The 20484-nt window shown below is 71.0% G+C and carries 15 protein-coding genes and 1 pseudogene; 9 read left to right on the top strand and 7 right to left on the bottom strand.

The features are described from left to right. Positions 1-5 precede the first annotated feature (5 nt). Positions 6-901: pseudogene (locus tag ACZ6BB_RS07630) on the top strand (Scr1 family TA system antitoxin-like transcriptional regulator). Here the strand turns inward: ACZ6BB_RS07630 and ACZ6BB_RS07635 are convergent. Continuing rightward, complete coding sequence (locus ACZ6BB_RS07635) at positions 811-1449, bottom strand: calcium-binding protein (RefSeq protein ID WP_471614389.1); 639 nt, start codon at positions 1447-1449, stop codon at positions 811-813. The pseudogene ACZ6BB_RS07630 and the gene ACZ6BB_RS07635 overlap by 91 nt on opposite strands. A gap of 311 nt (positions 1450-1760) precedes the next feature. Between ACZ6BB_RS07635 and recD2 the strand changes: the two genes are divergently transcribed. Together recD2 and ACZ6BB_RS07645 are read left to right on the top strand one after the other, a co-directional pair. Next, positions 1761-4019 carry an SF1B family DNA helicase RecD2 gene (recD2, locus tag ACZ6BB_RS07640; RefSeq protein ID WP_471614390.1) on the top strand — a complete coding sequence of 753 codons (2259 nt, stop codon included), beginning with the start codon at positions 1761-1763 and terminating at the stop codon, positions 4017-4019. Between the two features lie 258 nt (positions 4020-4277). Beyond that, positions 4278-5567 (top strand): citrate synthase, encoded by a 1290-nt coding sequence (locus ACZ6BB_RS07645; RefSeq protein WP_390804141.1) that lies wholly within the window; start codon positions 4278-4280, stop codon positions 5565-5567. Positions 5568-6338: 771 nt separating this feature from the next. Here the strand turns inward: ACZ6BB_RS07645 and ACZ6BB_RS07650 are convergent. From ACZ6BB_RS07650 to ACZ6BB_RS07660, 3 genes are all read right to left on the bottom strand, one after another. Beyond that, a complete protein-coding gene (locus ACZ6BB_RS07650; RefSeq protein ID WP_471614391.1) occupies positions 6339-8627 on the bottom strand; it encodes a heavy metal translocating P-type ATPase in 2289 nt (762 codons plus the stop codon). A 41-nt stretch (positions 8628-8668) separates the two neighbouring features. Then, positions 8669-8908 (bottom strand): heavy-metal-associated domain-containing protein, encoded by a 240-nt coding sequence (locus ACZ6BB_RS07655; protein ID WP_471614392.1) that lies wholly within the window; start codon positions 8906-8908, stop codon positions 8669-8671. Between the two features lie 116 nt (positions 8909-9024). Continuing rightward, positions 9025-9693 carry a TetR family transcriptional regulator gene (locus ACZ6BB_RS07660; protein ID WP_471614393.1) on the bottom strand — a complete coding sequence of 223 codons (669 nt, stop codon included), beginning with the start codon at positions 9691-9693 and terminating at the stop codon, positions 9025-9027. Positions 9694-9881: 188 nt separating this feature from the next. Between ACZ6BB_RS07660 and ACZ6BB_RS07665 the strand changes: the two genes are divergently transcribed. Together ACZ6BB_RS07665 and ACZ6BB_RS07670 are read left to right on the top strand one after the other, a co-directional pair. Next, entirely contained in the window at positions 9882-12125 is a 2244-nt protein-coding gene (locus ACZ6BB_RS07665; RefSeq protein ID WP_471614394.1) for an MMPL family transporter, read from the top strand. A 380-nt stretch (positions 12126-12505) separates the two neighbouring features. Next, complete coding sequence (locus ACZ6BB_RS07670) at positions 12506-13603, top strand: zinc-dependent alcohol dehydrogenase family protein (RefSeq protein WP_471614395.1); 1098 nt, start codon at positions 12506-12508, stop codon at positions 13601-13603. Here ACZ6BB_RS07670 and ACZ6BB_RS07675 read toward each other — a convergent pair. The 3 genes from ACZ6BB_RS07675 to ACZ6BB_RS07685 all read right to left on the bottom strand — a co-directional run bounded on the left by ACZ6BB_RS07675 (position 13584) and on the right by ACZ6BB_RS07685 (position 15745). After that, on the bottom strand, positions 13584-14198 hold the full coding sequence (locus ACZ6BB_RS07675; protein ID WP_471614396.1) for a GNAT family N-acetyltransferase: 615 nt from the start codon (positions 14196-14198) through the stop codon (positions 13584-13586). The two genes, ACZ6BB_RS07670 and ACZ6BB_RS07675, sit on opposite strands and share 20 nt — an antisense overlap. Before the next feature lie 76 nt (positions 14199-14274). Then, positions 14275-14475 (bottom strand): helix-turn-helix transcriptional regulator, encoded by a 201-nt coding sequence (locus ACZ6BB_RS07680; RefSeq protein WP_037729589.1) that lies wholly within the window; start codon positions 14473-14475, stop codon positions 14275-14277. 352 nt (positions 14476-14827) lie between these two features. Continuing rightward, positions 14828-15745 (bottom strand): sugar phosphate isomerase/epimerase family protein, encoded by a 918-nt coding sequence (locus ACZ6BB_RS07685; RefSeq protein ID WP_471614397.1) that lies wholly within the window; start codon positions 15743-15745, stop codon positions 14828-14830. 124 nt (positions 15746-15869) lie between these two features. Here ACZ6BB_RS07685 and iolC point away from each other — a divergent pair, with 124 nt between their 5' ends. From iolC to iolD, 4 genes are read left to right on the top strand one after another with little or no spacing between them, the layout of a single operon-like run. After that, entirely contained in the window at positions 15870-16820 is a 951-nt protein-coding gene (gene iolC, locus ACZ6BB_RS07690; protein WP_471614398.1) for a 5-dehydro-2-deoxygluconokinase, read from the top strand. A 23-nt stretch (positions 16821-16843) separates the two neighbouring features. Continuing rightward, positions 16844-17722, top strand: coding sequence for a Cgl0159 family (beta/alpha)8-fold protein (locus ACZ6BB_RS07695; protein WP_471614721.1), 879 nt, complete (start codon positions 16844-16846; stop codon positions 17720-17722). Positions 17723-17729: 7 nt separating this feature from the next. Beyond that, the gene (gene iolB / locus ACZ6BB_RS07700) at positions 17730-18578 is read left to right on the top strand and encodes a 5-deoxy-glucuronate isomerase (RefSeq protein WP_471614399.1); all 849 of its coding nucleotides are present in this window, start codon (positions 17730-17732) and stop codon (positions 18576-18578) included. Beyond that, positions 18575-20473 carry a 3D-(3,5/4)-trihydroxycyclohexane-1,2-dione acylhydrolase (decyclizing) gene (iolD, locus tag ACZ6BB_RS07705; RefSeq protein WP_471614400.1) on the top strand — a complete coding sequence of 633 codons (1899 nt, stop codon included), beginning with the start codon at positions 18575-18577 and terminating at the stop codon, positions 20471-20473. Before iolB ends, iolD begins: the two co-directional genes overlap by 4 nt. Positions 20474-20484: the final 11 nt, after the last annotated feature.

Here is a 20484-nt window from a genome sequence, read left to right on the forward strand (position 1 = left end):
CTCCGCTGGGTGAGGGGAGATTTCGGGCACGGTGGCATTGCCGACCCGGCCGGGCGCGGCGGGCCGAGCTGCGCAGGCTCCGTGAGGCCGCCGGCCTGACAACCGTGCAGTCGGCGGCGCTTCTCGGGGCGAACAGGGTGCAGATCAGCCGCGTCGAGCTGGGGCTCATCGGGGTGAGCGAAGAGCCGCTGCGTCGACTCGCGTCGCACTACGCCTGCACCGACACGCGGTTCATCGACTCGCTGGTGGCAATGGCCGCGCACAAGTCGCGGGGTTGGTGGGAGGAGTACCAGGGGCTGTTGCCCACGCCGTTCCTGGATCTCGCCGAGTTGGAGCATCATGCCGAGTTCCTGCGGAAGTGGCGATCCTGTACATCTCCGACATGCTCCAGACGGAGAATTACGCACGGGCGGTCTTCTCGTCCAGAGTTCCCGAACTCACCGAAGCGGATCACATCCTCGTGCGCGTCATCCCTTTCGACCTGGACGGCTTCCGGACAAGCGTGCGCCTCAGCCTGGCCAGGGGGTGCCGTGGGGGCCCGTGTCTTCGAGTTCCGTCTCGGCCGAGTCGTCGCGGCGACACCTTCGTGAATCCAGGTGCCGTCGTTCGCCACCACGCGGGCCGTCGTACCGCGCGGCGCCGCCCAGCAGGCACCGCGACGAGATGGGCCGCCAACCGGAGCGGGCGGCCCATCGGGCAGGATCTGACGCCTGATGGCGGGCTCAGCGAGTGCCGTCAGGCACAGGCACAGGCACAGGCACAGGCACAGGCACAGGCACAGGCACAGGCACGGACCGGCCCGAGGCCAGGTCAGGACTCGCAGCCGAGCTCCTGGTCTCCGGAGTCCGACGTGCAGCTGTCGCTGCCGTCCCCTCCCTGGGCGGAGTCGCCCGGAGCCTGATCGACGTTGTCCAGGATGTCGTTGCCCGCCCCGCCGCTCAGAAGGTCGACGCCCGGTCCCCCGACGAGGACGTCGGCGCCGCTGCCGCTCAACAGGGTGTCCCGTCCTTCGCCGCCCGCGATGGACTGACGGCCGGTGGCGTCCTGGGCGTACACCGTGTCGTTGCCCGGTCCGGCGTCGAGCGAGGCACGCAGGCCGGTTCTCTGGGCGATGGTGTCCTGCTGGTCGCCGGCTACGACGAGGATCGTCCGGGTGCCGGCCGGGCAGGAGACGGAACTGTCACTGTTGAGCGTGCACCCCACCCCCGCGGAAGTGGACGCCCCGGTGTCGATGACGGTGACGGTGCTGCCGGACGGGTTGATGAAGATCCTGTTCCTCTCCCCGGCCGCTGCGTTGATGAAGATGAACGCGTCGTTGGCCTGCACCACCGTCGCGCTCGCCTGCACCACCCCCGTCGCGGCAGACGCCGGGCCGGTGGGCACCAGCAGCGCGGCACCCGCCGCTGCCGCCGCTGCCGCCTGTAATCCCCTGCGGGTCGACATAGCCATGCTGCTCCTGTCGTTGGACACGCTCGTGCCGACCGCTGGTCGAAGCGGCGGCGTATGGGTTCAGCGTCCGCGCCGGGCGGTGAAGGGGCATGGGGGACGAGCCCCCAGTTATGCGCGTCCGCTGTCCGCTGCCCGTCGCCGCACCGCTGTTCCCGTCCGGCCGACGCACGTCCGACAGGGTCGGCGTCGTGGATGCGCTCCGGGGCCACCATGTACTCGGTACCTGCCGGGGGCGTGGCCGGAGTGCGGCCAGGGCGCGGAGTTGCAGAAGGGCGATCCTCGGTGTCAGATCCCGGCGGTACCGTCGGATCATGGCTCAACAGGCGGGGAACCCCCCGGGCGAACGGCGTCTCGCCGTACTCGAAGGCGTCCTGGAACGCATCACGTACGCCAACGAGGACAACGGCTACACCGTCGCGCGCGTGGACACCGGCCGCGGCGGCGGGGATCTCCTCACCGTCGTCGGCGCGCTGCTCGGGGCGCAGGTCGGTGAGTCCCTGCGCATGGAGGGCCGCTGGGGCTCGCACCCGCAGTACGGCAAGCAGTTCACGGTGGAGAACTACACCACCGTCCTCCCCGCCACCGTCCAGGGCATCCGCCGCTATCTCGGCTCCGGCCTGGTCAAGGGCATCGGGCCCGTCTTCGCCGACCGCATCACCCAGCACTTCGGCCTGGACACCCTCCAGATCATCGAGGAGGAGCCGAAGCGCCTCATCGAGGTCCCCGGGCTCGGCCCCAAGCGCACCAAGAAGATCGCCGACGCCTGGGAGGAACAGAAGGCGATCAAGGAGGTCATGCTCTTCCTCCAGACCGTCGAGGTGTCCACGTCGATCGCCGTGCGCATCTACAAGAAGTACGGCGACGCGTCGATCGGGGTCGTGAAGAACCAGCCCTACCGCCTCGCCGCCGACGTCTGGGGCATCGGCTTCCTCACCGCCGACAAGATCGCCCAGTCCGTGGGCATCCCCCACGACAGCCCGGAGCGCGTCAAGGCGGGCCTGCAGTACGCCCTTTCGCAGGCCACCGACCAGGGCAACTGCTATCTCCCGGAGGAGCGGCTGATCGCCGACGCGGTCAAGCTCCTCCAGGTCGACACGGGCCTGGTCATCGAGTGCCTGGCCGAACTCGCCCTGCCCGACGAGGACTCCGGCGAACCCGGCGTCGTCCGCGAGAAGGTGCCGGGCCAGGATGGCGGTGACCCGGTCACCGCCATCTACCTCGTCCCCTTCCACCGCGCCGAACTCTCCCTCTCCGCCCAGCTGCTGCGCCTGCTGCGCACGGACGAGGACCGGATGCCCGGCTTCCACGACGTGGCCTGGGACAAGGCGCTGGCCTGGCTGCGGGGACGTACGGGCGCGGAGCTGGCGCCCGAACAGGAGGCGGCCGTACGGCTCGCGCTGACCGAGAAGGTGGCCGTGCTCACCGGCGGCCCCGGCTGCGGCAAGTCCTTCACCGTCCGCTCGATCGTGGAGCTGGCCCGCGCCAAGAAGGCGAAGGTCGTGCTGGCAGCCCCCACCGGCCGCGCCGCCAAGCGCCTCGCCGAGCTGACCGGCGCCGACGCCTCCACCGTCCACCGCCTGCTGGAGCTGAAGCCCGGCGGCGACGCGGCCTACGACCGCGACCGCCCCCTGGACGCCGACCTCGTGGTCGTCGACGAGGCATCCATGCTGGACCTCCTGCTGGCCAACAAACTGGTGAAGGCGGTGGCGCCGGGGGCCCACATCCTCTTCGTCGGGGACGTCGACCAGCTCCCCAGCGTCGGTGCCGGCGAGGTGCTCCGGGACCTGCTGGCGGACGGCAGCCCCATCCCCGCCGTCCGCCTCACGAAGGTCTTCCGCCAGGCCCAGCAGTCCGGGGTGGTGACCAACGCGCACCGGATCAACTCCGGGCAGCACCCGGTCACGGACGGCATGAAGGACTTCTTCCTCTTCGTCGAGGACGAGACGGAGGAGGCCGGCCGGCTCACCGTGGACGTGGCCGCCCGTCGTATTCCGGCCAGATTCGGGCTCGACCCGCGCCGGGACGTGCAGGTCCTGGCGCCCATGCACCGGGGCCCGGCGGGCGCGGGCACCCTCAACGGCCTGCTGCAGCAGGCCATCACCCCCGCCCGCCCCGACCTGCCCGAGAAGCGGTTCGGCGGCCGGGTCTTCCGCGTCGGCGACAAGGTCACCCAGATCCGCAACAACTACGACAAGGGCGAGAACGGCGTCTTCAACGGCACCGTCGGCGTCGTCACCGCGCTCGACCCCGTCGACCAGCGGCTGACGGTCCTCACCGACGAGGACGAGTCGGTGGATTACGAGTTCGACGAACTGGACGAGCTGGCGCACGCCTACGCGGTGACCATCCACCGCTCCCAGGGCAGCGAGTATCCGGCCGTGGTGATCCCGGTCACCACCGGAGCCTGGATGATGCTCCAGCGCAATCTGCTCTACACGGCGGTGACCAGGGCGAAGAAACTGGTGGTCCTGGTCGGCTCCCGCAAGGCGATCGGCCAGGCGGTCCGCACGGTCTCCGCCGGCCGTCGGTGCACGGCTCTCGACTTCCGGCTCGCACCACGGGTTTTGTAGCCCTGGGCCCGCTTCGTGAGAACCTCTCGTGCCGATCGTGCGACCCGTGAGTGAAATTTGATCGATCAAACGAGTCGTAAAGGTCACACAGCCCTTCCAGATGTTGGACGGAGGGGGCAGGATGAGCAAGTTGGCGGCACTCAGTGCCGCCGATGGGCCCGATGGTCGACCCCGAGTGCACTCTCCAGAGCCAATTGGGGGATGGTAGAGACAGTCAGGGCACCTCGAAGAAGAGGCACTACGTCGGTGAGGGATGACGTGAGCGACAACTCTGTAGTACTGCGGTACGGCGACGGCGAGTACACCTACCCGGTGATCGGCAGCACCGTCGGCGACACGGGCTTCGACATCGGGAAGCTCCGGGCCCAGACCGGTCTGGTCACCCTGGACAGCGGCTACGGCAACACCGCTGCCTATAAATCCGCCATCACCTATCTCGACGGTGAGCAGGGCATCCTCCGCTACCGCGGCTACCCGATCGAGCAGCTGGCCGAGCGCTCCACCTTCCTTGAGGTGGCGTACCTGCTGATCAACGGCGAGCTGCCCACCGTCGACGAGCTCTCCACGTTCCAGAACGAGATCACGCAGCACACCCTGCTGCACGAGGACGTCAAGAACTTCTACCGCGGCTTCCCGCGTGACGCCCACCCGATGGCGATGCTGTCCTCCGTGGTCAGCGCCCTGTCGACGTTCTACCAGGACAGCCACAACCCGTTCGACGAGCGGCAGCGCAACCTCTCCACGATCCGCCTGCTCGCCAAGCTGCCGACCATCGCGGCGTACGCGTACAAGAAGTCGATCGGTCACCCGTTCGTCTACCCGCGCAACGACCTCGGTTACGTCGAGAACTTCCTGCGCATGACCTTCTCGGTCCCGGCCCAGGAGTACGACCTCGACCCGGTCGTCGTCTCCGCGCTCGACAAGCTGCTCATCCTGCACGCGGACCACGAGCAGAACTGTTCGACCTCCACGGTCCGTCTGGTCGGCTCCTCGCAGGCGAACATGTTCGCCTCGATCTCCGCCGGCATCTCCGCGCTCTGGGGCCCGCTGCACGGCGGCGCCAACCAGTCCGTCCTGGAGATGCTGGAGGGCATCAAGCAGAACGGCGGCGACGTCGACTCCTTCATCCGCAAGGTGAAGAACAAGGAGGACGGCGTCCGCCTGATGGGCTTCGGCCACCGGGTGTACAAGTCCTTCGACCCGCGCGCCAAGATCATCAAGGCCGCCGCGCACGACGTCCTCTCCGCGCTCGGCAAGTCCGACGAGCTGCTGGACATCGCGCTGAAGCTGGAGGAGCACGCGCTCTCCGACGACTACTTCGTCTCGCGCAACCTCTACCCGAACGTGGACTTCTACACGGGTCTGATCTACCGCGCCATGGGCTTCCCGACCGAGATGTTCACGGTCCTCTTCGCCCTCGGCCGCCTCCCCGGCTGGATCGCCCAGTGGCACGAGATGATCAAGGAGCCCGGCTCCCGCATCGGCCGCCCGCGCCAGATCTACACGGGCGTGGTCGAGCGCGACTTCGTCCCGGTCGAGGCCCGCTGAGCCGAGTACCCGTAGCAGAGGGGCCCGCACGGAGAGCCGTCCGTACGGGCCCACTGTCTTTGCCGGGCCGACCTGTGGCGGCCGCGCCCCGCATGTCGTCCCCCTGTACAAGAGGGCGCCCTACGGCGAGTGAGCCGAAGGGGCGCGCCTGTGTCGAGAGCCCGGGCGCGCGGAGGCCCGAAGGGTCGAGCACGGTCGGGCTCTCGACACAGGCAAAAGGCGCCCCGGAGGCGAACCGAGCCTAAAAAACATGCGAGAAGGCGCCCTGCAACGCTGGTCCCCCCACGGGCCGGCGTGCAGGGCGCCTTCCCATGTCCCGGTGCGGATTCCCCCCACGGGATCCGGCCGGGCGTCTGGTGGACCAGCGCCTGAATCGCTGAGCGGGCCGAGCGGAAGTCGGCCTGCTTGTGTATGAAGCTGTTGTGCGTGCGCGGCGGTGTGCGGTCTGCCGGGACGCGTACGTACGGGAGGGCCGCTCAAAGCTCCCCGGTGCACGTGCCCCGGCAACGCAATTCCGGGAACGTCCCCCAAGACATCCCCAGATGTCAGTCACGCCCCCCAAGACGCTTCTGACATCGCCAACTTAGACTCACGAACCCCTTCGGTGGTTACGTTCACACCACTGTGATCTGCGTCTCTCGCCATATCCCCTGAAGATACGCAAGCGACGCGAATCGGTGATCGAGACCCCAGCGTAAGGATGATGCGCGAGCCTTGTGAAGAGCTTATGTGAGGCTGCTTCCGGACTCTAGAGGGACTTTTGCCCGGCGGTCACGAAAATGTCCTGAGTCGCAAGCTGTTCGTTACCACAAAAACGGACGAAAAGGCCATAGTCGCCCCCGCGATCATCGGGTTGAGCAATCCGGCGGCGGCCAGCGGCAGCGCCGCCACGTTGTAGCCGAAGGCCCAGGCCAGATTGCCCTTGATCGTGGACAGGGTGCGCCGCGACAGCCGGATCGCGTCGGCGGCCGCCCGCAGGTCCCCGCGGACGAGGGTCAGGTCCCCCGCCTCGATCGCCGCGTCGGTCCCCGTGCCGAGGGCGAGCCCGAGGTCGGCGGCGGCCAGCGCGGCCGCGTCGTTGACCCCGTCCCCGACCATCGCGACCGTACGGCCCTCGCCCTGGAGGCGCCGCACGACGTCGACCTTGTCCTGGGGAAGCACCTCGGCGATCACGTGCTCGGGGGAGATGCCGACCGCGGCGGCCACGGACCGGGCCACCCGTGCGTTGTCCCCGGTCAGCAGGACCGGGGTGAGCCCGAGCGCCCGCAGCCGCCGTACGGCCTCGGCGCTGGTCTCCTTCACCGCGTCGGCCACCGTGACGACACCGAGTGTCACACCGTCGCGGGTCACCACGACCGCCGTGCGCCCCTCGGCCTCGGCGGCCTCCTTGGCGGCCCTCAGGGGCTCGGGGAGGGGGCTGTCGGTGATGATCCGGCCCACCTGGACCGCGCGGCCCTCCACGCGGCCGCGTACGCCCTTCCCGGGCAGGTTCTCGAAACCCTCGACGGGCGGCAGCGGGCCCAGGCGCTCCTCGGCCCCGGCGGCGATCGCCCGGCCCACCGGGTGCTCGGAGGCGTGCTCGACGGCGCCCGCGAGACGCAGGACGTCCTCCTCGGTGACGTCCTCGGCGGTGTGCACCTTCCCGAGCGTCATCCGGCCGGTGGTGACGGTGCCGGTCTTGTCCAGGACGACGGTGTCGACGCGGCGGGTGGACTCCAGGACCTCGGGGCCCTTGATGAGGATGCCGAGCTGCGCGCCCCGGCCGGTGCCGACCATCAGGGCGGTCGGGGTGGCGAGGCCGAGCGCGCACGGGCAGGCGATGATCAGCACCGCGACGGCGGCCGAGAAGGCGGCGGTGGTGTCGTCCGTGGCGCCGAGCCAGACACCGAAGGTGGCGACCGCGATCAGGACGACGGCCGGGACGAACACCGAGGAGATCCGGTCGGCGAGCCGCTGTGCCTGGGCCTTGCCGTTCTGCGCGTCCTCCACGAGGCGTGCCATCCGTGCCAGCTGGGTGTCCGCGCCGACCCGTGTCGCCTCCACGACCAGCCGGCCCCCGGCGTTCACGGTCGCGCCCGTGACGGGGTCGCCGACCGTCACGTCCACCGGGACCGACTCGCCGGTCAGCATGGACGCGTCGACGGCGGAGGCGCCCTCGACGACGGTCCCGTCGGTGGCGAGCTTCTCCCCGGGACGGACGACGAAACGGTCGCCGACGACCAGGTCCGCCACCGGGACCCGTACCTCGCGCCCCTGGCGGAGCACCGAGACGTCCTTGGCGCCCAGTTCCAGCAGCGCCCTGAACGCGGCGCCCGCGCGCCGCTTGGCGCGGGCCTCCAGATAGCGGCCGAGCAGGATGAACGCCACGACCCCGGCGGCCACTTCGAGGTAGATCGCCGACGAGGCCGACGCGCGCGTGACGGTGAACGTGAACCCGTGCCGCATGCCCGGCATGCCCGCGTGGCCCCGGAAGAGTGCCCACAGGGACCAGCCGAAGGCGGCGAGCGTGCCGACCGAGACGAGGGTGTCCATGGTGGCCGCGCCGTGCCGGAGGTTGGTGAGCGTGGCCCGGTGGAAGGGCAGCCCGCCCCACACGACGACCGGCGCGGCGAGTGTCAGCGAGAGCCACTGCCAGTTGTCGAACTGGAGGGCGGGGACCATGGACATGAGGATCACGGGTGCGGCGAGCAGCGCCGAGACGCTGAACCGCTGCCGCAGGGCGGCGAGTTCCGGGTCGGCGCGGTCCTCGTCGCTCCCGGTGGTCGCCGCAGCCGCGGTGGTCGCCGGGGGAGCCGGGGGCGGTGGTTCCTGCGCCGTGTAGCCGGTCTTCACGACCGTGGCGATCAGCTCGGCGACCTCGACCCCCGCGGGGTAGGTGACCTTCGCCTTCTCGGTCGCGTAGTTCACCGAGGCGGTGACCCCGTCCAGGCGGTTGAGCTTCTTCTCGACGCGGGCCGCGCAGGAGGCACAGGTCATCCCGCCGATGGTCAGCTCGATCTCGCGGACGGGTTCGCCCGCGGGGGCTGCCGCGACGGTGCTCGTCATGTCCGTGCTCGTCATGTCCGTGTCCGTGGCATCGGTGCCGGTGTCCGTGTCCGGTCTCAGACCGTGCCGACCAGCTCGAAGCCCGCCTCGTCCACGGCGGCGCGTACGGCCTCCTCGTCGAGCGGGGCCGCCGAGACCACGGTGACCTCGCCGGTGGAGGCGACGGCCTTCACGGAGGAGACGCCGGAGAGCTGGGTGATCTCGCCCGAAACGGCGCCCTCGCAGTGCCCGCAGCTCATGCCGCTCACCTTGTAGACGGCGGTGACGGAACCCTGGGTGTCGGTCTCGGCGGTCATGTCGTTGCTCCTTGTCGGGGCGGACGGGGTTCGAGTAACCCTTCCTGGCGTCCAGCTTATACCCCCTAGGGGTATGAATCAAAGAGAGGTCCGGCCGGGCCGGCGGGGCGCACGGGTCAGGGGGCCGAGGTTCCGGGTGCGCTCGCCGGGTTCTCCGGCGAGCAGTTGCCGGCCAGAGGCTCCAGGTAGCGGAACAGCACGTTCTTCAGCTCCTGCACGTAGGCGGCGCGCTCGTCGCCCTCGCGGGCGAGCACCAGCTCCAGGCCGGCCTTGTACATGGCCACGCACACGTGCGCGGTGCGCGAGATGTCGGCGGCCGGGGCGTCCTGGAGGAACGGGGTGAGCAGCGTCTCGATCCGGGCGAGCAGGGCCGCGTGCACGGCGTCGTGCTGCTCGGCGATCCGGCCGGGGACGTCCGGCCCGTGCATCAGGGTGAAGACCACCGGGTGCCGGCAGTTGAAGTCGATGAAGCGGTCGACGGCCGCCGCGACGGCCTCCTCCAGCGGGGTCGCCGGATCCACCGGGGCGAGCGCCTCGCCGTACGTCTCGCGCATCTCGTGCATGAGCCGCCCGCTCAGCTCGATCGCGATCGCTTCCTTGTTCGGGAAGAACTGGTACAGCGTGCCCGGTGAGACGCCCGCCTCGCGGGCGATGGCGTTGGTGCTGGCGGCCGCGTACCCCGTCGAGCAGAACACGGTGGCCGCGGCCTCGAGGAGCTGGGCGATACGGCGCTCGCCGCGGGCCTGGCGGCGGCGCGGCTGTTCCTTCTCCTGGTTCACGGGCACGCGTCGTCACCGGCTTTCCGGATCGTGATTGACAAAAACGAGTGGTCGCTCGCATTCTGGTGAAACACGAGCGATCTCTCGTGTTTTCCAGTGTATGGCTCGGTGCTCCCGTGCCGTAGGGCTGCGCGCGGCACGGATCGAGCGACGGATCAGGCTGAAACGGATCAGACTGAAGGGGACACCGCACCATGACCGAAGTCAACCGGCCACCCCGAGTGGGAGGCTGGACCCGGTTCGTGACCGCCCGCCCCCGACTCTCCCTGCTGGTCGCCCTGGTGCTCACCGCTCTCGCGGTGGTGGCGGGCAGCGATGTCGCCGACCGTCTCGGCAGCGGCGGCTGGGAGGACCCGGCCGCCCAGTCCACCTACGCGACGAAGGCGCTGGAGCGCGAGTTCCCCGACTCCCAGCCGAACCTCCTGCTGCTCGTCGACGCGGGCGGGGCGTCGGTCGACGATCCGGCCGTCGCCGCCGAGGGCAAGCGGCTGACCGAGCGGCTCGCCGCCGAGAAGGGCGTCAGGGGTGTCGCCTCCTACTGGCGGACCGGTGCCCCGACCCTGCGCGCCGAGGACGGCGGCGAGGCGCTGATAGCGGCCCGCCTCACGGGTGACGAGACAGCGGCGAACAAGACACTCGATCGCATAGCCCCCGAGCTGCGCGGCACACACGGCCCGGTCGAGGTCAGGGTCGGCGGTGTCCTCGCCGTGCGCCACGAGATGCAGACGACCATCCAGGAGGACCTCCTGCGGGCCGAGATGATCGCCCTTCCGGTGACCCTCGTCCTGCTGGTCATGGTCTTCGGCAGCGCAGTCGCCGCCCTGCTGCCGCTCGGCGTGGGCATCGTCGCGATCCTCGGCACCAACGCGATCCTGCGCGGTCTCACCGAGGTCACAGACGTCTCGGTCTTCGCCCTGAACCTCACCACGGCCATGGGCCTGGGCCTCGCGATCGACTACGCCCTGTTCATCGTGCGCCGCTTCCGTGAGGAACTGGCGGGGGGCGCCGACTCCCTGACGGCCGTCGCCACCACCCTCCGCACGGCCGGCCGCACGGTCCTCTTCTCCGCCCTCACGGTCGCCGTCTCCCTGGCCGCCATGATGGTCTTCCCGCAGTACTTCCTGAAGTCCTTCGCCTACGCGGGCATCGCGGTGGTCCTGCTGGCCGCCGGGGCCGCCCTGATCCTGCTGCCGGCGGCCCTGATCCTGCTCGGCGACCGCGTCAACGCCCTGGACCTGCGCAAGCTGTTCCGGCGCCGCAGGGCCGCGGGCACCGAGACGGAGGCGTCCCCGGTCAAGGAGGAGGGCGCGGTCTGGGGCCGTACGGCGGCCCTCGTCATGCGCCGGGCCCCCTACTTCGCCATCGCCACGACAGCGGGCCTGCTGCTGCTCGGCCTGCCCTTCCTGGGCGCGAAGTTCGGCACGGCCGACGACCGCCAGCTCCCCTCGAACGCCGAGTCCCATGTCGTCCAGCAGCACCTCCGCGAAGGCTTCCCCGGTACTCCCGGCGGCGGCCTGGCGGTGCTGGCGGAGGGAGAGGCGACGAAGACGGAGTACGCCACCTACAAGCAGCAGCTGGCGGACCTGCCCGACGTGCTCCGCGTGGAGGGACCCCTGGTCCAGGGCGACTGGGCCTACTTCACCGTGCAGCCCGAGGGCGAGGCGGTCGACGAGGGCGCCCAACGCCTGGTGGACGACATCCGGGCGATGGACACCCCCTTCGACACCTCGGTGACGGGCACGGCGGCGGTCCTGGTCGACACGAAGGCGGCGATAGGCGAAGGCACCCCCTGGGCGCTCGCCTTCATCGCGACGGTCACCCTGATCCTGGTCTTCCTGCTCACCGGCAGCGTGCTGATCCCCCTCCAGGCGGTCCTGCTGAACGCCCTCAGCCTCACCGCGATGTTCGGCGCGCTGGTCTGGGTCTTCCAGGACGGCCACCTCTCCGGCGTGCTCGCCTTCACCAGCCCCGGCTCCATAGAGACCACTCTCCCGGTCCTGATGTTCTGCGTGGCCTTCGGCCTCTCCATGGACTACGGCGTCTTCCTGCTCTCCCGCATCAAGGAGGAGTACGACCACACCGGAGACCACGTCGCCTCCGTCCGCTTCGGACTCCAGCGCACCGGCGGCCTCATCACCGCCGCCGCGGTGATCCTCGCCGTCGTCATGATCGCCATAGGCACCTCCCGGGTCACCAACACCAAGATGCTCGGCCTCGGCATCGCCCTCGCCGTCCTCATGGACGCCATGGTCATCCGCAGCCTCCTGGTACCGGCGGTCATGCGACTGACCGGCCGCGCGACCTGGTGGGCCCCGGCCCCGCTGAAAAAATTCCACACGAGGTTCGGCCTGAGCGAGGCCGACCAGCCCCCCACCCCGAAGCCCGCCCCCACCCCGAAACCCGACCCGGCCCCCACCCACTCCGTCTCCAACTCCTGACCCCCAGGAGGCACGCCCCTGGTCCTCGACGGGGCACGCCCTGCTTCTCAGGGCGCGGGAAACGGCGCGCCCACCCCCCACCGAACCCGCACCTGGGCGTCGAAGGGTCCGCCGCCCCTGCCCTTCAGGGGCGCGGGGAACTGCGCGAGAACCCCACCGAATCCGCGCCTGGGGGTCGAAGGGGCGCAGCTCTTGCTTTTCAGGGGCGCGGGGAACTGCGCGAGAACCCCCACCGAACCGCGCCTGGGGGTCGAAGGGGCGCAGCCCCTGGTGGATGGGAAGGGTAGGGGCGGCGGGGGCGAGAAACCCCGCCCACCCCACAATGCGATGCTGACCGGGCCCGGCAGGGATCACCAGCCACATGCGAGAGGCGGCCGCACATGCGCGCAGTAGTGTTCGAGCGGTTCACGGAGCCGCCCACGGTGAAGGACGTGGCGACCCCCACCCCCACCCCCCACGGAGTCGTCGTACGCGTCGAAGCCACCGGCCTCTGCCGCAGCGACTGGCACGGCTGGCAGGGCCACGACCCCGACATCACCCTCCCCCACGTCCCCGGCCACGAACTGGCCGGCATCGTGGAGGCGACCGGCAAGGCGGTGACGGCCTGGCACCCCGGGGACCGCGTCACCGTCCCGTTCGTGTGCGCCTGCGGCACCTGCCCCGCCTGCGCCGCCGGGGACCAGCAGGTGTGCGAGCGGCAGACCCAGCCGGGGTTCACCCACTGGGGCTCGTTCGCCCAGTACGTAGCCCTGGACCACGCCGACGTGAACCTCGTGGCGCTGCCGGACGAACTCTCGTACGCCACGGCGGCCGCACTCGGCTGCCGCTTCGCCACGGCGTTCCGCGCGGTCGTGGCGCAGGGCCGCGTCGCGCCGGGGGAGTGGGTCGCGGTCCACGGCTGCGGCGGCGTGGGCCTCTCGGCCGTGATGATCGCGGCGGCCTCCGGAGCCAGGGTGGTCGCCGTGGACGTCTCACCCCAGGCACTGGAACTGGCCCGCACGTTCGGCGCGACCGCCTGCGTGGACGCGTCAGCCGGAACGGGCACCCGAGACACGGGCACACCGCCTACGGGCACACCGCACACAGGCGCGACCGACACGGCCGCGGCCGTCCGCGACCTGACCGGCGGCGGCGCCCACCTCTCCCTCGACGCCCTCGGCTCCCCGGCCACCTGCGCGGCCTCCGTCAACAGCCTCCGCCGCCGAGGCCGCCACATCCAGGTGGGCCTGCTCCCGTCGCCGGAGGGCACCACGCCCGTGCCCATGGCCCGGGCGGTCGCCCTGGAGCTGGAGCTGCTGGGCAGCCACGGGATGGCGGCCCACGCCTACCCGAGGATGCTGGAGCTGGTCCGGGCGGGCGTCCTGCGCCCCGACCTCCTGGTGACGTCCACGATCCCGCTGGACGCGGCCCCCGCCGCCCTCGCGGCGATGGGCACGGCACCGGGCGGCGGTGTGACGGTCATCGACCCGTGGAGCTGACCCGACCGCCGTCGGGACGCTCGCCGTGGCCGCCGTCGGGCCGCCCCCGATGGGCGGCCCACTCCGGCGCGAGGACCGACATCCGCACGGCGTCGATCCACTTCCCGCCCTGCCAGAGCGTCTGCCGCTCGACCCCTTCGGCCACGAACCCGGCCTTCTCGTAGACGCGCCGGGCCCGGGGATTGTGGGTGAAGACGTACAGCGAGACGCGGTGCAGCCCGGCCTCCTCGAAGGCATGGCCGACGGTCAGCCGCACGGCCTCCGTGCCCAGCCCCCGGTTCTGCCCGCCGGGACCGATCAGGATGCGGAAGCAGCAGCTGCGATTGGCCTGGTCCCACTCGTTGAGGACGGCCTCACCCACCAGTTCGCCGCTCGCCCGGTCCACGATGCCGAGGTCGAGCCGGTCGGCGTGGTCGTTGCGGCTGCCGTACCAGGAACGCAACCGGTCCGGCCCGAACTCCTCGGCCGGACTGCCGGTGAGCCGCACGACCTCCGGGTCGGCGAGGATCCGCGCCATCACGGGCGCGTCGTCCACGGTGAACGGCCGCAGGACGGCTCGCTCACCGGTGAGTACGGGTTTCCGGGAAAAGCTCATCCCCGGATCCTGGACGGCGAACGGACCCGGGGACAAACGAAATTGGCTGCGGGAAGCCGGAAGCGGCCGGGGAGACTCAGTCGGCCCCGCGCCCCCGGTTGCCCGGTCTGGAGGCGACCCAGGCCCGGACGGTGTCGGCGTACCAGTAGGGCTTGCCGTTCTCCGTGTGGTCGGGCGGCGGCAGCAGCCCGTGTTTGCGGTAGGAGCGGACGGTGTCGGGCCGCACACGGATGTGCGCCGCGATGTCCTGGTAGGACCAGAGCCGACGGTCGGTCATCGGAGGAACCTCCCCGCGCACGCCACGGAGGCGGCCGGGAAGCCGTCGGGGGAGCCGGGCACTGCGCTGGCGATCACAAGCCTGTGACCGGTCAACGACCCACGGTGACCGGCGGGGGCGCCCGTGGTCCACGCGTGACGAAAGACCCGCACACACGTGACACATGTGACAGAAGGGTGCCTTTTGTGACACGCGTGCCGAATTCAAGCGACGTTCAGGTGCGGTGCCCCCGAAGGGGCGCGGGGAACTGCGCGACCGGCCACGAACCACCCGCGGCCGCCGGCAACCCGCAGTTCCCGACTCTTCCCGGCGCTTCCCGGCGCTTGACGACGCCCGGCCCCCGGCGGAGCCCCTACGCGCCGCAGGACCTCAGGAACGCCCGGGTTCGCTGGGCGATCGGCAGCGGAGCGTCCGGCTCGCACGGATACATGTCCTGCTCGACGATCGCGAACAGGTCCACGTCCAGCTTCGCGGCGGCGGCGAGCACCGGCCCCAGCTCGGGCACCCCCTTCGGCGGCTCGCACATCACGCCCCGGGCGACGGCCGGCCCGAAGGGGACCTCGTTCGCCCGCACGTCCGCCAGGATCTCGGGGTCGACCTGCTTGAGGTGCAGATAGCCGATGCGCTCGCCGTAGGTCTCGATCAGCTTGACGCTGTCGCCGCCGCAGTAGGCGTAGTGCCCGGTGTCGAGGCACAGCGAGACCACCGAGGAGTCGGTGCCGTCCAGGAAGCGGACGACGTTCTCCTCGCTGTCGATGTGGGTGTCGGCGTGCGGGTGGACGACGATCTGGAGGCCGTACTTCTCCCGCACCTCCCGCCCGAGCCGCTCGGTGAGCTGGGTGAGGTGCCGCCACTGCTCGACGTTCAGTTCGCTGGGCTCCAGCACCTGGCCCGTCTTGTCGTCCCGCCAGAACGACGGGATGACGACGAGGTGCTTGGCGCCCATGGCCTGGGCGAGGACCGCGTTGTCGGCCACGTGCGCCCAGGTCTTCTCCCAGACGTCGGGGCCGTGGTGCAGCCCGGTGAAGACCGTGCCGGCCGACACTTTCAGGCCGCGTTTGGCGGTCTCCTCGGCGAGGACCGCCGGGTCGGTCGGCAGATAGCCGTACGGGCCCAGCTCGATCCACTCGTAGCCGGAAGCGGCGACCTCGTCGAGGAAGCGCTGCCAGGGGACCTGCTGGGGGTCGTCGGGGAACCAGACGCCCCAGGAGTCGGGCGCCGAGCCGACTCGGATGCGCGAGAGTGAGGACTGAGGTGACAACGACGTCATGGGAGTCAGCTTCAGCCTCGGAGCAGAGGGTGTCAATAGGTAGTCCGAATGTCTGGACAAAGTATTGACAGGGCCACTCCGACGGGACTAGACCTTGACCGAACCGGCGCGTGAAGGGAACTCGATGGCGTACGACCTGATCACCATGGGGCGGATCGGTGTGGACCTCTACCCGTTGCAGACGGGGGTCCCGCTGCCGCAGGTGACGTCCTTCGGGAAGTTCCTCGGCGGATCGGCCACGAACGTCGCGGTGGCCGCGTCCCGGCTCGGCCGCTCCACCGCCGTCATCACCCGCACCGGCGAGGACCCCTTCGGCGAGTACCTCCACCAGGCGCTGCGCGACTTCGGCGTGGACGACCGCTGGGTCACCCCGGTCCCGGGCCTCGCGACCCCGATCACCTTCTGCGAGGTCTTCCCGCCGGACGACTTCCCCCTCTACTTCTACCGCCGCCCGAAGGCCCCGGACCTGGAGATCGACGCCCAGGAGCTGGACCTCGACGCCATCGCCGGGACCCGGATCTTCTGGGTGACCGGCACCGGCCTGAGCGAGGAGCCCAGCCGCACGGCGACGCTCGCGGCCCTCGCCCACCGGGCCAGGGCGGGCACGACGGTCTTCGACCTCGACTGGCGTCCCATGTTCTGGAGCGACCCGGCCGAGGCCCGCCCGTTCTACGAGGAGGCCCTGCGGCACACCACCGTCGCGGTCGGCAACCTCGACGAGGTCGAGGTCGCCACCGGCGTCCGCGAACCGCACGCCGCCGCCCGCGCGCTTCTCGACGCCGGGGTCGAACTCGCGGTCGTCAAGCAGGGCCCCAAGGGGGTCCTCGCGGTCAACAGCAAGGGCGAGTCCGCCGAGGTCCCGCCGCTGCCCGTCGAGGTCCTGAACGGCCTCGGCGCCGGCGACGCCTTCGGCGGCTCCCTCTGCCACGGCCTGCTCGAAGGCTGGGGCCTGGAGAAGATCATGCGGCACGCCAACGCCGCCGGGGCCATCGTCGCCTCCCGCCTGGAGTGCTCGTCCGCCATGCCCACGGTGGACGAGATCGAGGCGGCGGTCGCGGCGGGAGCGGTCCTGTGACTCCCGTGAGCCCCCTCGGCCCCATCGACGTCTCCGCCCTCGTCCGCACCCGGGTCCACCACCCGGAGGCCATCGCCGAGGCCGCCGCCCGCCGCGTCCGGCGCCCCCTGATCGGGGACAGCGGCCGGCTGATGATCGTCGCCGCCGACCACCCGGCCCGCGGCGCCCTCTCCGTCGGCGACCGCAAGCTCGCCATGGCCAACCGCGCCGGCCTCCTCGAACGGCTGTGCCTGGCGCTGTCCCGGCCCGGCGTCGACGGTGTCCTCGCGACCGCCGACATCCTCGACGACCTGCTCCTCCTCGGCGCCCTCGACGGCAAGGTCGTCATGGGCTCCATGAACCGCGGCGGTCTCGCGGGCGCCAGCTTCGAACTGGACGACCGCTTCACCGGCCACCGCCCCGAGGACATGCGGCGCCTCGGCTTCGACGCCGGCAAGCTCCTGCTGCGCGTCGACTACGACGACCCCGGCTCCCTCACCACCCTGGAATCCACCGCCCGTGCCGTGGACGCCATGGCGGAGCGCAGACTCCCCGTGTTCGTCGAGCCGTTCATCAGCCGCCGCGACCCGGCCACCGGCAAGGTCAGGAACGACCTGAGCGCCGAGGCCGTCACCAAGTCGATCGCCATAGCGGCCGGGCTCGGCGGCACGTCCGCGTACACCTGGCTGAAGGTGCCCGTCACCGACAACCCCGACGACATGGCCCGCGTGATGGAGACCTCCACGCTGCCCGCCGTCCTGCTCGGCGGCGACGTCGGCGAGGACCAGGAGGGCGCGTACGAGAAGTGGCGGGGCGCGCTGCAACTGCCCACCGTGCAGGGCCTGGTGGTCGGCCGCTCGCTGCTCTACCCGGCGGACGACGACGTGACCGCCGCCGTGGACACCGCCGTAGGACTGTTGTGAGGGCCGCATGACACAGAAGACCGAGCTGTACGTACCCAAGGGCGCGACCGCGAACGCCCGGTACACCGTCGACATCGACCCGAAGCGGGCAGGCTGGACCCACAGCAGCCTGCGCGTCGTGGAGTTGGGGCCGGACGGGACGCACACGTTCACGACCGGGGACAGCGAATGGATCGTGCTGTCCCTGGGCGGCGGTTGCACGGTGCGGGTGTCGGAGGAACCGGGCAGTTCAGACGGTGATGGCGTCACCGAGTTCGAAATCCTGGGCAGGGAGAGCGTGTTCGCCGGAGTCTCCGACTTCGTGTACGCGCCCCGCGACGCCCGGGTACAGATCGCCTCCGGCGCGGGAGGCCGCTTCGCTTTGGCAGGAGCGAAGTGCGAGCGACGACTCCCCGCTCGTCACGGCCCCGCGCCGGAGGTCCCCGTGGAGGACCGGGGCAGCGGCAACTGCGCCCGCCAGGTACGCAACTTCGCCTCCGCGGACGCCTTCGAGTGCGACAAGCTGATCGCCGTCGAGGTCATCACCCCCGGCGGCAACTGGTCCTCGTACCCGCCCCACAAGCACGACGAGAACCGGCCGGGGGAGGAGACCGCACTCGAAGAGATCTACTACTTCGAGATCGACGGCCCGAACGGCTTCGGCTACCAGCGCGTCTCCCCCTCCCGCGAGGGCGGCTCCGAGGTGCTCGCCGAGGTCCGCTCCGGTGACGCGGTGCTCGTGCCCGACGGCTGGCACGGCCCGTCCATCGCGCAGCCCGGCCACAGCATGTACTACCTGAACGTCATGGCCGGTCCGGGCGCCGAGCGGCAGTGGCGGATCTGCTTCCACCCCGATCACACGGAGGGGTACCGATGAGCACGACGACCCCGGCGACGACGAGGCTCACGGTCGCCCAGGCCCTCGTCCGCTTCCTGTCCGCGCAGTACACCGAGCGCGACGGCGAGCGGCGGCGGCTGATCGGCGCCACCTGGGGCATCTTCGGCCACGGCAACGTCGCCGGCCTCGGCCAGGCGCTGGTCGAGTACGCCGACGACATGCCCTACCTCCAGGGCCGCAACGAGCAGTCGATGGTCCACGCCGCCGTCGGCTACGCCCGGCAGTCGAACCGGCTGTCCACGCACGCCGTGACGACGTCCATCGGCCCCGGCGCCACCAACCTGGTCACCGGCGCCGCCCTCGCCACCATCAACCACCTCCCGGTGCTGCTGCTGCCCGGCGACACCTTCGCCACGCGGCCGGCGGACCCCGTCCTCCAGCAGCTCGAAGTGCCGTACGCGGGCGACATCAGCGTCAACGACACGCTGCGCCCGGTGTCGAGGTACTTCGACCGGGTCACCCGCCCCGAGGCGCTGATCCCGGCCGCTCTCCAGGCGATGCGCGTGCTCACCGACCCGGTGGAGACGGGGGCCGTGACCCTCGCCCTGCCGCAGGACGTGCAGGCGGAGGCGTACGACTGGCCGGAGGAGTTCTTCGCCGAGCGGACCTGGAACGTCCGCCGCCCGGCCGCCGACGTCGCCGAACTGGCCGCCGCGATCACCGCGATCCGCGAGGCGCGCCGCCCCCTGATCGTCGCCGGCGGCGGTGTCCACCACGCCCGCGCCGAGGAGACGCTCGCCGAACTGGCCGCCGCCACCGGCATCCCCGTGGCGTCCACCCAGGCCGGCAAGGGCTCGCTGCGCTTCGACCACCCGCAGGACGTCGGCGGTATCGGCCACACCGGCACCGCGACCGCGAACGAACTCGCCCGCACCGCCGACCTGGTCATCGGCGTCGGCACCCGCTACACCGACTTCACCACGGCGTCGAACACCCTCTTCGCCGCCGACGGCGTCCGCTTCCTCAACCTCAACATCGCGCCGTACGACGGCCACAAGCTCTCCGCCCTGCCGCTGATCGCGGACGCGCGGGCGGGCCTGGAGGCGCTCAGCGAGGCCCTGGAGCTGCACGGGCACCGGGTCGTGGACGACTACGTCGCCGAGTACGCGCAGGACAAGCAGCGCTGGGAGCACCGCGTCGACGCCTGCTACGAGGCCGACGAGCCGGACACCCGGCCCACCCAGGCCCAGGTGCTCGGCCTCCTCGACGAGATCGCCGACGAGAGCGACATCCTCATCAACGCGGCCGGCTCCCTCCCCGGTGACCTGCACAAACTGTGGCGGACACGGTCCCGGGACCAGTACCACCTGGAGTACGGTTACTCCTGTATGGGCTACGAGATACCGGCCGCGATCGGCGTCCGGCTGGCCGCTCCCGGGCGCCCGGTGTGGGCCCTGGTCGGCGACGGCACGTACCTGATGATGCCGACCGAGATCGTCACCGCCGTCCAGGAGAACGTCCCGATCAAGGTGCTGCTCGTGCAGAACCACGGGTACGCCTCCATCGGCGGCCTCTCCGAGTCGGTCGGCGGAGAGCGGTTCGGTACCGCGTACCGCCACCGCGACCCCGACGACGGCACGTTCACGGGCGCCCCGCTGCCGGTGGATCTCGCCGCCAACGCGGCCAGTCTCGGCATGCGCGTCCTGCGCGCCAAGACGGTCCGGGACCTGCGCGCCGCCCTCGCCGAGGCGCGGGCGGCCGACACTCCCACTTGTGTCTACGTGGAGACCCAAACGGCAGACACAGTGTCGGGCCCGCCCCCCGCGCAGGCCTGGTGGGATGTACCTGTGGCCGAGACCGCGACCCGCGCGTCGGCGGTCAAGGCACGCGAGCAGTACGACCGGCACGTCTCAACCCGACGCCGCCATCTGTGAGAAGGAGTTTC

This window comes from Streptomyces sp. NPDC041108 (assembly GCF_055592645.1).

Coding starts and splice junctions, on each gene's coding strand:
- ACZ6BB_RS07635 (WP_471614389.1), bottom strand. CDS start 1,449: ATGGCTATGTCGACCCGCAGGGGATTACAGGCGGCAGCGGCGGCAGCG.
- recD2 (WP_471614390.1), top strand. CDS start 1,761: ATGGCTCAACAGGCGGGGAACCCCCCGGGCGAACGGCGTCTCGCCGTA.
- ACZ6BB_RS07650 (WP_471614391.1), bottom strand. CDS start 8,627: ATGACGAGCACGGACATGACGAGCACCGTCGCGGCAGCCCCCGCGGGC.
- ACZ6BB_RS07655 (WP_471614392.1), bottom strand. CDS start 8,908: ATGACCGCCGAGACCGACACCCAGGGTTCCGTCACCGCCGTCTACAAG.
- ACZ6BB_RS07665 (WP_471614394.1), top strand. CDS start 9,882: ATGACCGAAGTCAACCGGCCACCCCGAGTGGGAGGCTGGACCCGGTTC.
- ACZ6BB_RS07670 (WP_471614395.1), top strand. CDS start 12,506: ATGCGCGCAGTAGTGTTCGAGCGGTTCACGGAGCCGCCCACGGTGAAG.
- ACZ6BB_RS07675 (WP_471614396.1), bottom strand. CDS start 14,198: ATGAGCTTTTCCCGGAAACCCGTACTCACCGGTGAGCGAGCCGTCCTG.
- ACZ6BB_RS07680 (WP_037729589.1), bottom strand. CDS start 14,475: ATGACCGACCGTCGGCTCTGGTCCTACCAGGACATCGCGGCGCACATC.
- ACZ6BB_RS07685 (WP_471614397.1), bottom strand. CDS start 15,745: ATGACGTCGTTGTCACCTCAGTCCTCACTCTCGCGCATCCGAGTCGGC.
- iolC (WP_471614398.1), top strand. CDS start 15,870: ATGGCGTACGACCTGATCACCATGGGGCGGATCGGTGTGGACCTCTAC.
- iolB (WP_471614399.1), top strand. CDS start 17,730: ATGACACAGAAGACCGAGCTGTACGTACCCAAGGGCGCGACCGCGAAC.
- iolD (WP_471614400.1), top strand. CDS start 18,575: ATGAGCACGACGACCCCGGCGACGACGAGGCTCACGGTCGCCCAGGCC.